Annotated in this window: 6 protein-coding genes and 1 riboswitch; of the genes, 4 read left to right on the top strand and 2 right to left on the bottom strand. The window is 67.8% G+C overall.

Annotated features, from left to right (window positions below; all coding sequences use genetic code 11):
- Positions 1–108: 108 nt before the first annotated feature.
- From C1932_RS19420 to C1932_RS19405, 4 genes are all read left to right on the top strand, one after another.
- Positions 109–1,905, top strand: coding sequence for an autotransporter assembly complex family protein (locus tag C1932_RS19420; protein ID WP_108763255.1), 1,797 nt, complete (start codon positions 109–111; stop codon positions 1,903–1,905).
- Positions 1,902–5,771: a translocation/assembly module TamB domain-containing protein gene (locus C1932_RS19415; protein ID WP_108763254.1), complete on the top strand. Its 3,870-nt coding sequence runs from the start codon at positions 1,902–1,904 to the stop codon at positions 5,769–5,771. The genes C1932_RS19420 and C1932_RS19415 overlap by 4 nt, the downstream gene beginning before the upstream one ends.
- 141 nt (positions 5,772–5,912) lie before the next feature.
- The gene (locus tag C1932_RS19410; protein WP_108763253.1) at positions 5,913–8,060 is read left to right on the top strand and encodes a S46 family peptidase; all 2,148 of its coding nucleotides are present in this window, start codon (positions 5,913–5,915) and stop codon (positions 8,058–8,060) included.
- Between the two features lie 111 nt (positions 8,061–8,171).
- A complete protein-coding gene (locus C1932_RS19405) occupies positions 8,172–11,627 on the top strand; it encodes a PAS domain-containing hybrid sensor histidine kinase/response regulator (RefSeq protein ID WP_108763252.1) in 3,456 nt (1,151 codons plus the stop codon).
- 87 nt (positions 11,628–11,714) lie between these two features.
- Here C1932_RS19405 and C1932_RS19400 read toward each other — a convergent pair whose 3' ends face one another.
- Positions 11,715–12,290 (bottom strand): manganese efflux pump MntP family protein, encoded by a 576-nt coding sequence (locus C1932_RS19400; protein WP_108763251.1) that lies wholly within the window; start codon positions 12,288–12,290, stop codon positions 11,715–11,717.
- A gap of 89 nt (positions 12,291–12,379) precedes the next feature.
- Positions 12,380–12,469, bottom strand: a riboswitch (yybP-ykoY riboswitch).
- Positions 12,470–12,636: 167 nt separating this feature from the next.
- A complete protein-coding gene (locus tag C1932_RS19395; RefSeq protein ID WP_006477308.1) occupies positions 12,637–13,302 on the bottom strand; it encodes a response regulator transcription factor in 666 nt (221 codons plus the stop codon).
- Between the last annotated feature and the right edge of the window lie 144 nt (positions 13,303–13,446).

The following is a 13,446-nucleotide window of genomic DNA, read 5'->3' as shown; positions in this document are numbered from 1 at the left end:
GTTGTCGTTTTCGTGCCGATGATGCGCACAAAGGCGCGCATTTTGACTGCCACTTAACAACCGATCCCGATTCGCGCGCTGCATTTCGCATCGTCACGCGCGGTCGGTATGCTGTGCCGCATGCAGCCAAAGAACTACGCCCTGCCCCTGGTGCTCCTGTCCTTCGCCGTGGCCTCGTCCGCCCACGCGCGCGGCACCATCGACAAGGTGGAAATCAAGGGATTGGACAAGGGCGACGACGCCGAGATGATCGAGAACATCGAGGTCTCGCTGTCGCTCTATGAAACCATCGGCAAGGAACAGGGCGAATCGCGCCTGGAATACCTGCTGTCGCAGGCCGAGCGGCAGACCCGCCAGGCACTGGAACCCTTTGGTTACTACAATCCGGTGATCACCGTGGATGCGCCACGCCAGGACGAACACCTGCGGGTGGTGATCCACGTGGAAAAGGGCCCACCGGTAACCGTGCGCCGCGAGCACATCGACATCACCGGCCCGGCCACCTACGACCAGTACCTGCAGGATGACCTGGCCGCGTTCAAGCCGCGCAAGGGCCAGCGCTTCGAACACACCCAGTACGAAGCCAGCAAGATCACCGTGACCCGGCGCCTGGCCGAGCGCGGCTATTTCGATGCCGACTACACCCAGCGCCAGGTGCAGATCACGCGCGCCGAGAACGCCGCCGACATCGACCTGACCTGGGACAGCGGCCGCCGCTACAACATGGGCCCGGTGCGCTTCGAGCAGGATTACTTCGTCGACAAGCTGTTCGACCCGCTGGTGTACTGGGAGCAGGGCAGTTACTTCCACGAAGGCAAGCTGGACCGCCTGCGCGAATCGCTGACCAAGCTGGACTACTTCAGCGTGATCGACATCCAGCCGCGGCCGGACCAGGCCGACGACAACGGCGAAGTGCCGATCGACGTGAAGCTGACCCGTGCCAAGCGCACCATCTACACGGCCGGTCTGAGCTACGGCAGTGAAAGTGGCGCCGGTGTGCGCGGCGGCGTGGAGCGGCGGTTCCTGAACAGCCGCGGCCACAAGATGAACACCCAGCTGGACTATGCGCAGAAGCGCAAGAGCCTGGTCAGCACCTACCGCGTACCGGCGTTCAAGTGGCTGGATGGCTGGTATGGGCTGACTGCCAGCGCGTATGACGAGCAGACCGACTACATCGATCTGCGCAACTTCAAGCTGATCGCCAGCCGCAGTGGCGAGATCAACGAGCACTGGACGGCCATCGCCTCGATCAATGCGCTGCGCGAGCGCTGGCGCTACGCCTCGGGCACCGAGTTCACCGATGCGGTGTACAACACCTCCACGCTGGTCTACCCGCAGCTGGTGGCCGACTACGTGAACGTGGACGATGAACTGTTCCCGCGCAGCGGCGTGAGTGGCAGCGCCACCCTGCGCGGCGGCGTGGAGGGGGCCGGCTCGGACACCAGCTTCGTGCAGGCCAACCTGCTGCTGCGCTGGTACATCCCCATTGGTGAAAGCAACCGCCTGATCCTGCGCGGCGAAGGCGGCACCACCTGGACCAGCGACCTGGTGGCCATGCCGCCCAGCCTGCGCTTCTTCGCCGGTGGCGACCGCAGCATCCGCGGCTATGCCTTCCGCGAAGTCGGGCCCCGCACGCCGGCGCCGGACAAGTACGCGCTGGGTGCGAAGAACCTGGTGATCGGCTCGGCCGAGTACGAGCACTATTTCAACGGCGGCCCATGGGGCGCGGCGGTATTTGTCGATACCGGCAGTGCGTTCGACAACACCATTGACCTGCACACCGGCGTCGGCTTCGGCGTGCGCTGGAAATCGCCGGTGGGCCCGGTGCGCGTGGATATCGCGCACGGCCTGAACAATCCGGATTCGCAGTTCCAGCTGTACCTGAACATCGGAGCGGACCTGTGAGCGCGCCCACGCCGAATCCACCTGCGGGCAGCCCGCCACCGCGCGTGCGTTTCTACCGTCGCCGCCGTTTCTGGGCGTGGTCGGGGGTGGGCGTGCTGGGCCTGGTGCTACTGGCCCTGCTGGCGGTCTACTGGCTGCTGCAGACCGTGGCCGGCCGCGACGTGCTGTTGGCACAGGTGGTGGCGCGGCTGCCGGTCGGCGCCAGCTTCACCTGGGACAAGGTGGAGGGCCCGGTCGCCGGCCCACTGACCCTGTACAACGTCGATTTCCGCTACGACGACATCCATTTCCACGCCGAGCGTGCGCACCTGGAACCGGACCTGCGCCCGCTGCTGGGCCGCAAGCTGCTGCTGGACCGGCTGGAGCTGACCAACGCGACCTTGAACCTGGCCAAAAGCGATGAGCCGTTCGAGATGCCGTCGTGGCCCGATTCGCTGCCGCAGATCGAGATGCCGCTGGCCATCCAGGCCGATGTGATCGCCATCGATGGCTTCCGCATCACCCAGGCCAACGAGCCGCTGATCGACATCGCCCGCGTGCGTGGCGGCATCGAGATCGCCAATGGCGAATTCCAGGCCCGGCAACTGGTGGTGGACAGCGACATGGGCGATTTCACTGCCCAGGGGCGCTACATTCCGGCCAAGGATTACGATACCGACGTGACCGTGACCGCCGTGCTGCCGGCCCCGCGCGGTCGCACTGCCGCCACCCTGGGCCTGGTTGCACGCGGCAACCTGGCGCACATGGAAGTGGGCGTGGCCGGGCGCGCGCCCAAGCCGTTGCGGGCCATGCTGGTGTTCGATGGCCGCACCGATCCGACGTGGAGCGCCAGCGTGCGCAGCGATGAGCTGGATCTGGCGCTGCTGTCGCCGGCGCTGGCCGCATCGGCCATCGCACCGCTGTCGCTGGATTTCACCGCCGCCGGCAAGGGCGGCCAGGCCAACCTGCACGGGAAACTGAAGCAGGGGGCACAGGAAGTGGAGCTGGCGCCTTCGGTGGTATCGCTGGAAAACCAGGTGCTGAAGGTGTCGCCGCTGGTGCTGAAAGGCCTGGGCGGTGAAGCGCGCCTGCAGGGCACCGCCGATTTCAGCAACCCGGACCAGCAGACCCTGAATTTCTCGGTGATTGCGCGGAACCTGACCTGGGTGCCCGAGCCCGACCCGAACACCGCCGGCAGTGCGCCGGTGCCGGTCACCCTGCAGGAAGCGCGCTTCGGCCTGGCCGGCACGCTGAAGGCATGGGCGGCCATTGGCCGTGCGCAGATCGAGCGCGAGCAGAAACGTGCCGACCTGCGCTTCGACGTACGCGGCAACGACCAGTCCGCTTCGATCCGCGAACTGGTGGCGCAGACCCCCGGTGGCCAGTTGCAGGTGGAAGGCCAGGTGGCCTGGGCACCGCAGCTGGACTGGGATGCCAAGGCCAGCCTGAAGGACTTCGATCCGGGCTACTTCCTGCCGGGTTGGGACGGTCGCCTGTCGGGCAACCTTGCCTCGAAGGGCCGCCAGGTACCGCCGCCGGCCAGTGCTGCCGCGGGTACGGCGCCCACCCTGGAAGCCACCGTCGATCTGCCTGCACTGAAGGGCACCCTGCGCCAGCGCAACGTGGATGCCAAGGGCAAGTTCGCGCTGCAGGGCGCGCAGGGCCAGGGCGAACTGGCGCTGGCGATCGGCAGCAGCCGGGTCACCGCCAAGGGCAAGGTGGGCGACCGCCTGGATATCGATGCACGCTTCGAGCCGCTGCAGTTGAGCGATCTGCTGCCCGGCGCCGATGGCGGCCTGCGCGGCCAGGTGCAGGTGACCGGCCCGCGCGACGCGCCGGACATCCGTGCCGACCTGGTGGGCAACAACATCAACTGGGACGGCTACGGCGCGCAGAGCCTGAGCATCCAGGGCAACCTGCCGTGGCGCGGCGACGCCGGGCGCCTGTCGATCCAGGGCCAGCAGGTCAATGCCGGCATGCTGCTGGAACGCCTGGCCATCGACGCGCAGGGCAGCGTGTCCAACCTGCGCCTGAGCGCGCAGACCCACAACGAACTGGGCGCGATCGACCTGCAGGGCAGCGTGCGCCAGCAGGGCGCGCAATGGCGCGGTGAACTGTCCACCCTTCGCATCGCGCCGGTGAAGGGCGATGCCTGGGCGTTGCGTGCACCGGCCGCCTTCGCGGTGAACGGCGGCACCTACACGCTGGCCGACACCTGCCTGGCCGCGGCCACCGGCGGCGCCCTGTGCGCCCAGGCCAACTGGCCGCGCGAAGGGCTGATGGTGCGCGGTGATGCCTTGCCGCTGTCGCTGGTGCAGCCGTGGCTGCCGCCGCAGTCGGGCCGCCGCATCTACCTGCGTGGCGAACTGACCCTGGATGCGCAGATCCGCCCGCGCGGCAACGCCTGGGAGGGCCACATGGAAGTGCGTTCGCCGGAAGGCGGCGTGCGCCTGGGCGAGAACCGCAACACGGGAACCGGCGCCAATGCCAACCGCGGTGAGCTGGCGCGCTACGACCAGTTCTCGGTGAAGCTGGACATGACCCCGGCCAGCATCAAGGGCTACCTGGGCCTGGGCTTCCAGGGCAACGGCTTCGTCGATGCGAAGTTCCAGACCGGCTGGGAGGCCAGCGCGCCATTGAACGGCGAGCTGTACCTGAACATGTCGCGGCTGTACTGGCTGGAGCTGTTCTCGCCGGACATCGTGCGCCCCACAGGCCTGATCGAAGGCCACGTGAGCCTGCGCGGCACGCGTGGCCAGCCGTCGCTGGGCGGCGACGCGCAGCTGAGCAACTTCAAGGGTGAATTCCCGGCGCTGGGCCTGACCCTCGACCAGGGCAAGGGCAGCTTCGTCGCCCAGCCCGATGGCTCGGCCAAGATCACCGCGCAGGCCAATTCGGGGCAGGGCACGCTGTACGTGGACGGCGGTCTGTCCTGGTTCGGCGATGCGCAGCCGCTGCAGCTGAAGATCCATGGCGAAAACGTGCTGGTGTCCAACACCAGCGAACTGCGCATCATTGCCAACCCGAACCTCGATTTCACCCTGGCCAAGGCCGCGATGGAACTGCGCGGTACGGTGCACGTGCCCGAGGCCGACATCGACCTGGAACGCCTGGACCGCGGCACGTCGGTGTCCGAAGACGTGGTGGTGCTGGACCCGGCCGACCCGGAGGAATCGCGCACCTCGCCGCTGGACATGGACCTGACGGTCAGCCTGGGCGACAAGGTGAAGATGACCGGGTTCGGCCTGAAGGGCGCGCTGACCGGCAAGATGCAGGTGTGGGCGCGGCCGGGCCGCGAGATGACCGCCAATGGCGGCCTGGAAGTCAGTGGCCGCTACAAGGCCTATGGCCAGGACCTGACCATCACCCGCGGCAACCTCAACTGGAACTACAACGCGGTGTCCGACCCGCGCATCAACATCCGCGCCGAGCGCCGCATTGGCGATGTCACCGCAGGCATCGATGTGACCGGGCGCGCCCAGCAACCCCGTGCCGATGTCTGGTCCGACCCGGCCATGTCGCAGTCCGAAGCGCTGGCCTACCTGGTGCTGGGCCGCAGCCTGACCAATGCCAGCAGCGACCAGACCCAGCAGGTCACGGCCGCCTCGGCCGCGCTGTCGGCCGGCAGCGGCCTGCTGGCCTCGCAGCTGGGCGCCAAGCTGGGCCTGGATGATGCCGGGGTCAGCCAGTCGCGCGCGCTGGGCGGTTCGGTGATTGGTTTTGGCAAGTACATTTCGCCCAAGCTGTACGTGGGCTACGGCGTATCGATGGTCGGCAGCGGTTCGGTGCTGACCCTGAAGTACCTGCTCAGCCGCGGCTTCGACGTGGAAGTGGAATCGAGCACGGTGGAAAACCGCGGCTCGCTGAACTGGCGCCGCGAGAAGTAGAGCCACGCCATGCCGGGGTCAGATCCCTTTCAACGAAAGGGCTCTGACCCCGGGTGCAACGCCGCCACCCAACCATCGGCCGTTGCCCCGGCCTGCCCCAGCGGCTATGGTCCCCGGCTGTTCTGTATTGCCGGAGTGCCGATGTCTGCCCGCAAAACCCTTCCTGCCGCCCTGGCCCTGGGCCTGACCCTGGCCGCCGGTGCCCACGCCGATGAAGGCATGTGGATGCCGACCCAGCTGCCCGACCTGGCCAAGCCGCTGCAGGCGGCCGGTTTCAAGGGCGATCCGGCCGACCTGGCCAACGTGACCGCGCCGCCGCTGAGCGCCGTGGTGCGTGCCGGCGGTGGCACCGGTTCGTTCGTGTCGGCCGATGGCCTGCTGCTGACCAACCACCACGTAGCGATGGGCGTGATCCAGTACAACAGCTCGCCCGAGCACAACCTGATCGACAACGGCTTCATCGCCCAGGGCCGCGCCGATGAGCGCCCGGCCAACCCGGATTTCCGCGTGCTGGTGACCGTCGGCTTCGACAAGGTGACCGACCAGGTGCTGGCCCAGGCCCGTGGCAAGACCGGCCGCGCGTACTTCGACGCGGTGGACGCGGCCAGCAAGCAGATCGTGGCCGAGTGCGAGAAGACCGGCAACGTGCGCTGCTCGGTGGCCAACATGTACTACGGCACCGATTTCTACCGCATTGCCCAGCTGGAGCTGAGCGACGTGCGCCTGGTGTACGCACCGCCGCGCGCGATCGGCAACTACGGCGATGAGATCGACAACTTCATGTGGCCGCGCCACACCGGCGATTTCACCCTGCTGCGTGCCTACGTGGGCAAGGACGGAAAGCCGGCCCCGTACAGCAAGGACAACGTGCCCTACCAGGCGCCGGCACACCTGCAGATGTCGCTGGAAGGCCCGAAGGAAGGCGACTACGCGATGCTGGCCGGCTACCCGGGCATCACCTACCGCCACCGCACGGCGGCCGAATTCGCCGGCCAGATCGACACCGTGCTGCCGCGCCGGGTGTCGGTGTTCCAGCAGATGATCGACACGATCGAAGCGGCCACGGCCAAGGATGCGCAGGCGCGTACCCGCTACGCCTCGCAGCTGCAGTCGCTGAAGAACAACCGCAAGCGCGCCGCCGGCGAGCTGGAAGGCCTGCTGCGCAGCGATGCCAAGGCCCAGCGCGCCGCCGACGAGTCGGCCATGCTGGCCGCCACCGACCGCCGCTACCAGGGCGATATCAAGGCTCTGCTGCGCAACCTGTCGCAGGGTGCAGCGGTGGGCGAGCGTGACCTGCTGCTGGACCAGATGGCCCTGCAGACCCAGCTGCTGCGTTCGGCACTGCTGCTGGAGCGCCTGCGCATCGAATCGGCCAAGCCCGATGCGCAGCGCGAGACCGGCTTCCAGCAGCGCGACCAGGCGATGATCGAAGGCGTGCTCAAGCAGGTGCAGCGCCGCTACGCACCCGAGGTCGAGAAGGCCCTGCTGGGCAGCCTGTTGACCCGCTACCAGCAGCTGCCGGACGCGCAGCGCGTGGCCGAGTTCGATACCGCCTTCGGGCGTACCCCCGAACAGCTGGCCAAGGCCCTGGATACCCTGTACGCCAGCACCCAGCTGGGTGACGAGGCACAGCGCCTGAGCCGTTTCGCCGCCGCCCGCGAAGGCAAGGCCCTTGCCGCCGATCCGCTGATTGCCGTGGCCGGCCCGCTGGTGGCCGCGCAGCTGCGCATCGAGAACGAAAGCAAGACCCGCGAGGGCGAACAGCTGCGCCTGCGCCCGGCCTACATGCAGGCGCTGTTCGCCTGGCGGGCCAAGCAGGGCCGCGCCGTCTACCCCGACGCCAACCGCACCCTGCGCATCAGCTACGGCAAGGTCGAGGCACTGCACCCGCGTGATGGCGTGATCTATTCGCCGGTGACCACCGTGGCCGGCATCGTCGAAAAGAACACCAACGCCTATCCGTTCGACGCGCCCAAGCCGCTGCTGGCGGCCATCGCCAAGGGCGATTTCGGCAGCACCGCCGACCCGGCGCTGAAGACCCAGACGGTCAACTTCCTGACCAACCTGGACACCACCGGTGGCAATTCCGGCTCGCCAGTGCTCAACGCCAAGGGTGAACTGATCGGCCTGAACTTCGACAGCAACTGGGAATCGGTCAGCGCCAGCTGGTGGTTCGACCCGCGCTACAAGCGTGCGGTGCACGTGGACATGCGCTACCTGCGCTGGCTGCTGGCCAAGGTCTACCCGGCGCCGGAGCTGCTGAAGGAAATGGGCGTGCCGGCCCAATAACTTCGGTACCTGGCAGGTGCCCACCCCTGCTGGTGGGCACCTGCCGCCATGACCTACCCTCACGACCAACGGTCGTGATCTACTGGCCCCTGTCCTGACGGAAACGCACGCGTGGTCTCCAGCTGGATCCTGCTGCTGGTCTCGGTTGCCTATGCCGCGCTGCTGTTCGGCGTGGCGTGGTGGGGTGACCGACGGCCCATGTACCCCGACCGCCCGTGGCTGCGGCCGGTGGTCTACAGCCTGGCGCTGGCCGTCTACTGTTCGTCGTGGACCTTCTACGGTGCCGTGGGCACGGCCGTGCGCAACGGCGTGGGCTACCTGCCGATCTACATTGGCCCGTTGCTGCTGCTGCTGTTCGGCTGGCGCATCATCGAGCGGCTGGCGCTGATCGCACGCAGCCAGAACGTGGTGTCCATCGCCGATTTCATCTCCTCGCGCTTCGGCCGCTCGCGGCGGCTGGCGGCGCTGGTGGCGATCATCGCCCTGATCGGCATCGTTCCGTACCTGGCCCTGCAGTACAAGGCCGTGGCCATGAGCCTGCAGGTGCTGACCGGCAACAGCGGGCCCACCGGCTTCTTCACCGACCCGGCGCTGTACGTGGCCCTGCTGATGGCTCTGTTCGCCACCCTGTTCGGCACCCGCCAGGTCGATGCCACCGAGCACCACCACGGCATGATGCTGGCCATCGCCTTTGAATCGGTCATCAAGCTGTGCGCGATGCTGGCGGTGGGCGTGTTCGCCTACCTGTGGCTGAGCGACCGCAGCGAAGCGGTGGTCGCCTCGGTGCATACATTGTTCACCGGCCTGCCGCCGGTGGGCTTCATTTCGCAGACCCTGCTCAGCTTCTTGGCCATCATCTGCCTGCCGCGCCAGTTCCATGTGGCGGTGGTGGAGTGCGGCGACGTGCGCGACGTGCGCCGCGCGCGCTGGATGTTCGGTGGCTACCTGGTGCTGATCTCGGCCATGGTGCTGCCGATCGCCACCGCCGGCGTCAGCCTGTTCGGCACCGGCGGCAGCGTGGCCGACGATGCCATGGTGCTGGCCCTGCCGCTGGCCGAGGGGCGCAACGCGCTGGCCCTGATCGCCTACGTCGGCGGTTTCTCGGCGGCCACCGGCATGGTCATCGTCTCGTCCATCGCCTTGGCCACCATGGTCAGCAACGACCTGGTGATGCCGGTCCTGCTGCGCCGCAGTGGCGACCACCAGGAAGCGGCCGACGTGGCCTCGCGCGTGCTGTGGATCCGCCGTTTGGCGATCCTGCTGCTGGCGTTGATGGCGTACAGCTACTACCGCAGCAGCAGCAACGACAGCACCCTGGCGTCCTACGGCCTGATGGCATTCGCGGCGGTGGCGCAGTTCGCGCCGGGCCTGATCGGCGGCCTGTACTGGCGTGGCGCCAGCCGCCGCGGCGTGGAAGCCGGCATGCTGCTGGGCTTCGCCACCTGGCTGTACACCCTGCTGCTGCCGGCGATGACACTGGCTGGCTGGGTGGATGCGGCGTGGGTGCAGCACGGCCCGTTCGGTATCGACTGGCTGCGCCCGCAGCAGTTGTTCGGCATGACCGGCTGGGACCCGCTCACCCACGGCACGTTCTGGTCGCTGCTGGTGAACGCGGCGACGATGATGCTGGTGTCCGCGCGCTGGCGCCCCGGCGTGGACGAGCGCCTGCGTGCGGCCCCCTTCCTGGACCCCTACGCGGAACGGCCGTCGGTCGCCGGTGGCTGGCCCGGCCACGTGCACGTGGGCGACCTGCTGGCGCTGGCCGCGCGGGTGGTGGGCGAGCGCCATGCGCAGCGCTCGTTCTTCGAACAGGCGCAGTCGCTGGGTCGCGAACTGCAGTCCTCGGCACCGGCCGACCGGCCGTGGGTGCAGTTCACCGAGCGTCTGCTGGCCGCCTCCATCGGTGCGGCCTCCGCACGCCTGCTGCTGACCAGTCTGCTGCGCGGTTCGGGCATGGACCTGGGCGAAGTGGTGGCGGTGCTGGATGAAGCCGGGCAGGAGCTGCGCTTCAACCGCGAGATCCTGTCCACCACGCTGGAAAACATCAGTGCCGGTGTCAGCGTGGTCGACCCGGACATGCGCCTGACCGCCTGGAACCGCCGTTACCAGGACATGTTCGGCTATCCCGACGGCATGCTCTACGTCGGCCGCCCGGTCGCTGACCTGATCCGCTACAACGCCGAGCGCGGCGAGTTGGGCGAGGGCGATATCGAAGTGCAGATCAACCGCCGCATCGGCTACATGCGCGCCGGTTCGCCGCACGTGTTCGAGCGCACCCGCAGCGATGGCAAGGTGATCGAGATGCGTGGCCAGGCGCTGCCCGGCGGCGGTTACGTGACCAGCTACAACGACATCACCGATTACAAGCACGCGGAAAAGGCGCTGCTGGAAGCCAACGAGACGCTGGAACAACGCGTGGCCGAGCGCTCGCATGAAGCCGAGGTGGCGCAGCAGTCGAAGACGCGCTTCCTGGCAGCGATCAGCCACGACGTGCTGCAGCCGCTGAACGCGGCGCGCCTGTTCGCTTCGGCGCTGCGTGACAGCGACCACGTGAGCGATGAGCAGAAGCATCTGGCCGAACGCGTGGATGCGTCGCTGCGCGCGGCCGAAGAACTGCTGGATGGCCTGCTGGACGTGTCGCGGCTGGATGCCGGTGGCCTGCACCCGGTCATCGGCGAGTTCGACGTGAGCGCGCTGATGCGCGAGCTGGCCGCGCAGTACACCCCGGTAGCGGCGGGCCGTGGCCTGCGCCTGGACCTGTTCGCGCGCACCACCTGGGTGCGCAGCGACCGTCGCCTGCTGCGGCGCGTGCTGCAGAACTTCCTGGCCAATGCCCTGCGCTACACCCGCCAGGGCCGCATCGTGCTGGCCGTGCGCCAGCGCGGTGACGAAGTGGAACTGCAGGTGTGGGATACCGGGCCAGGCATTCCCGAGCACCACATGCGGCAGATCTTCGACGAATTCCACCGTTACCAGCAGCCGTTCGACTGGGGTGAGCAGGGGCTGGGCCTGGGCCTGTCGATCTGCCAGCGCATCTCGCGCCTGCTCGACCACCGTTTGAACGCCCGCAGCCGGGTCGGCAGTGGCTCGATGTTCTCGATCATCCTGCCGCGGGTGGCACCGTTGCCGGGCTACACCGAGCCGGCGGCTGTGGTCACCGCAGCCGCACCGGCGGTGCGCAGCGATTCGCTGGCCGGCCTGCGCGTGCTGTGCGTGGACAACGACGAGGAGATCCTGGACGGCATGCGCGCGTTGCTGGGTCGCTGGCAGGTGCAGGTGATCACCGCGTCCACCGTGGACCAGGCACTGGAACGGATTGCCGAGCGACCGCAGGTGATGCTGGTGGATTACCACCTGCATGACCGCATGGATGGCCTGGATGCCCTGGTGGCGCTGCGCGAGGCCGCCGGCTACCCGCTGCCGGGCGCATTGCTGACCGCCGATGGTCGTGACGAATTGAAGCGGATGGCGCGCGAACGCGGCTACCGCGTGCTGACCAAGCCGATCAAGCCGGCTTCGCTGCGCGCCTTCCTGGGCGCGCTGCGCGATGCAGGAACGTCACCGTAGATCCACGCCATGCGTGGATCCGGTGGGTGCCAACCTTGGTTGGCACGATGCGGGACTGCACGCCCGGCGGCAACGATAGCCAACGCGTTATGCCACGCCGTGCAGGTGCTCGTACAGGATCGTCGAACCGATGACGATCAGGATCACGCCGCCGATGATCTCGGCGCGCTTGCCGACCATGCTGCCCAGCGCACGGCCGAGCATGATGCCGGCGGTGACCATCGTCAGCGTGCACAGGCCGATCACGGCCGCCATCACGCCGATATGCACGTCCATGAAGGCCAGGCCAATGCCCACCGCCATGGCGTCGATGCTGGTGGCGAAACCGGTCAGCGCCAGCTTCCAGAAGCCGTGGTGCTGCGAGGAGTCTTCCTCTTCGTCATCGCCGTCCGGGCGCACACCGTTGATGATCATGTGCACGCCCAGTGCCAGCAGCAGGCCGAACGCGATCCAGTGGTCGAAGGCTTCCACGTACTGCAGGGCAGCGCGGCCGAGCAGCCAGCCGATGATGGGCGTGATCGCCTCGATGACACCGAAGATGATGCCGGCGCGCAGTGCATCGCGGAACACCGGCCTGCGCATGGCCGCACCCTTGCCGATCGCAGCAGCGAAGGCATCGGTGGACATGGCAAAGCCGATCAGGAGGATCGAAACAGGAGACATGGGCGGCAGCTGAAGGTCGGGCAAGGACGGACGCACGGCGCGCGTTCGCGCCCAACCTGAGATTGCGCACGCGGGCCGCTGGTCTCGCCAACCATCATGGTTGTCCACGCCACGGCGCACTGGCCGAGTATGTTGACGTGGACGATTCCTGCGAAGGAATCCGGCTACTCCCCAAGGGGACGCGAAGCTTAGCACCGCGATCCGCGCGTGGCGCATTTCCAGGCAAACGCGCAGGCAGGGCTGGTTTGTATAGCGAAGGCTATATCGAGGCGAAGCAGAAGCGTGCCAAGCAAGCTTGGCACGCACCAGTGTGGTCAAGGTAGCGCCGGGCCATGCCCGGCGGGGGTCAGTCTTCTTCCGGCGGCAGCACGATGGCGTCGTCGTCGATGGCCAGCTTGCCGGCCATCAGCACCGCCTGGGTGCGGTTGGTCACCCCCAGCTTGCGCAGGATCGCGGTCACGTGCGCCTTGATGGTCGCTTCGGAAACATTGAGGTCGTAGGCGATCTGCTTGTTCAAGCGACCGGCGCCGAGCATCTGCAGCACGCGGAACTGCTGCGGGGTCAGCTCGCGCAGGCGCTGGCCGACTTCGCGTTCTTCGCTGCCAGTGGGCGGCACGTTGTGCGCTTCCGGCGGCGCCCAGGTTTCGCCATCCAGGATGGTGCCCAGCGCATGGCCGATGGTGTCCGAGTCGGCCGACTTGGGAATGAAGCCCAGCGCGCCGTGGTCCAGCGCACGGCGCATCACCGTGGCTTCTTCGCGCGCAGAGACCACCACCACCGGCAGGTGCGGGTGCAGCGACCGCATGTGCACCAGCGCGTTGAAGCCCTGCGCACCGGGCATGTTCAGGTCCATCAGGACCAGGTCGGCATCGTTGTGCTGGTCGGCCAGCGCGTACAGCGCTTCCACGCTGTCGGCCTCGAACAACTGCACGCCGGGGATGACCCGCTGCACCGCCCCGCGCAGGGCTTCGCGGAACAGGGGGTGGTCATCGGCAATCAGAAGGGTGGTCATGGTCGGGGGGAACCGTGGGGGAAACTGTTCGGGGTCAGATCCCGTTCCGTCAGGGACGGGCTCTGACCCCGTGGCGGCCGGAATCTGCTGGGGTCAGAGCCCTTTCCTTGCGGAAAGGGATCCGACCCCGGGCTCTGACCCCGG

Origin of the sequence: Stenotrophomonas sp. YAU14D1_LEIMI4_1, assembly GCF_003086815.1 — a bacterium.
In the GTDB taxonomy this organism is placed as follows: domain Bacteria; phylum Pseudomonadota; class Gammaproteobacteria; order Xanthomonadales; family Xanthomonadaceae; genus Stenotrophomonas.
The sequence above is the reverse complement of the archived record's forward strand: the minus strand, read 5'-3'. Positions and strand labels throughout refer to the sequence as shown.

Coding starts and splice junctions, on each gene's coding strand:
- C1932_RS19420 (WP_108763255.1), top strand. CDS start 109: ATGCTGTGCCGCATGCAGCCAAAGAACTACGCCCTGCCCCTGGTGCTC.
- C1932_RS19410 (WP_108763253.1), top strand. CDS start 5,913: ATGTCTGCCCGCAAAACCCTTCCTGCCGCCCTGGCCCTGGGCCTGACC.
- C1932_RS19400 (WP_108763251.1), bottom strand. CDS start 12,290: ATGTCTCCTGTTTCGATCCTCCTGATCGGCTTTGCCATGTCCACCGAT.
- C1932_RS19395 (WP_006477308.1), bottom strand. CDS start 13,302: ATGACCACCCTTCTGATTGCCGATGACCACCCCCTGTTCCGCGAAGCC.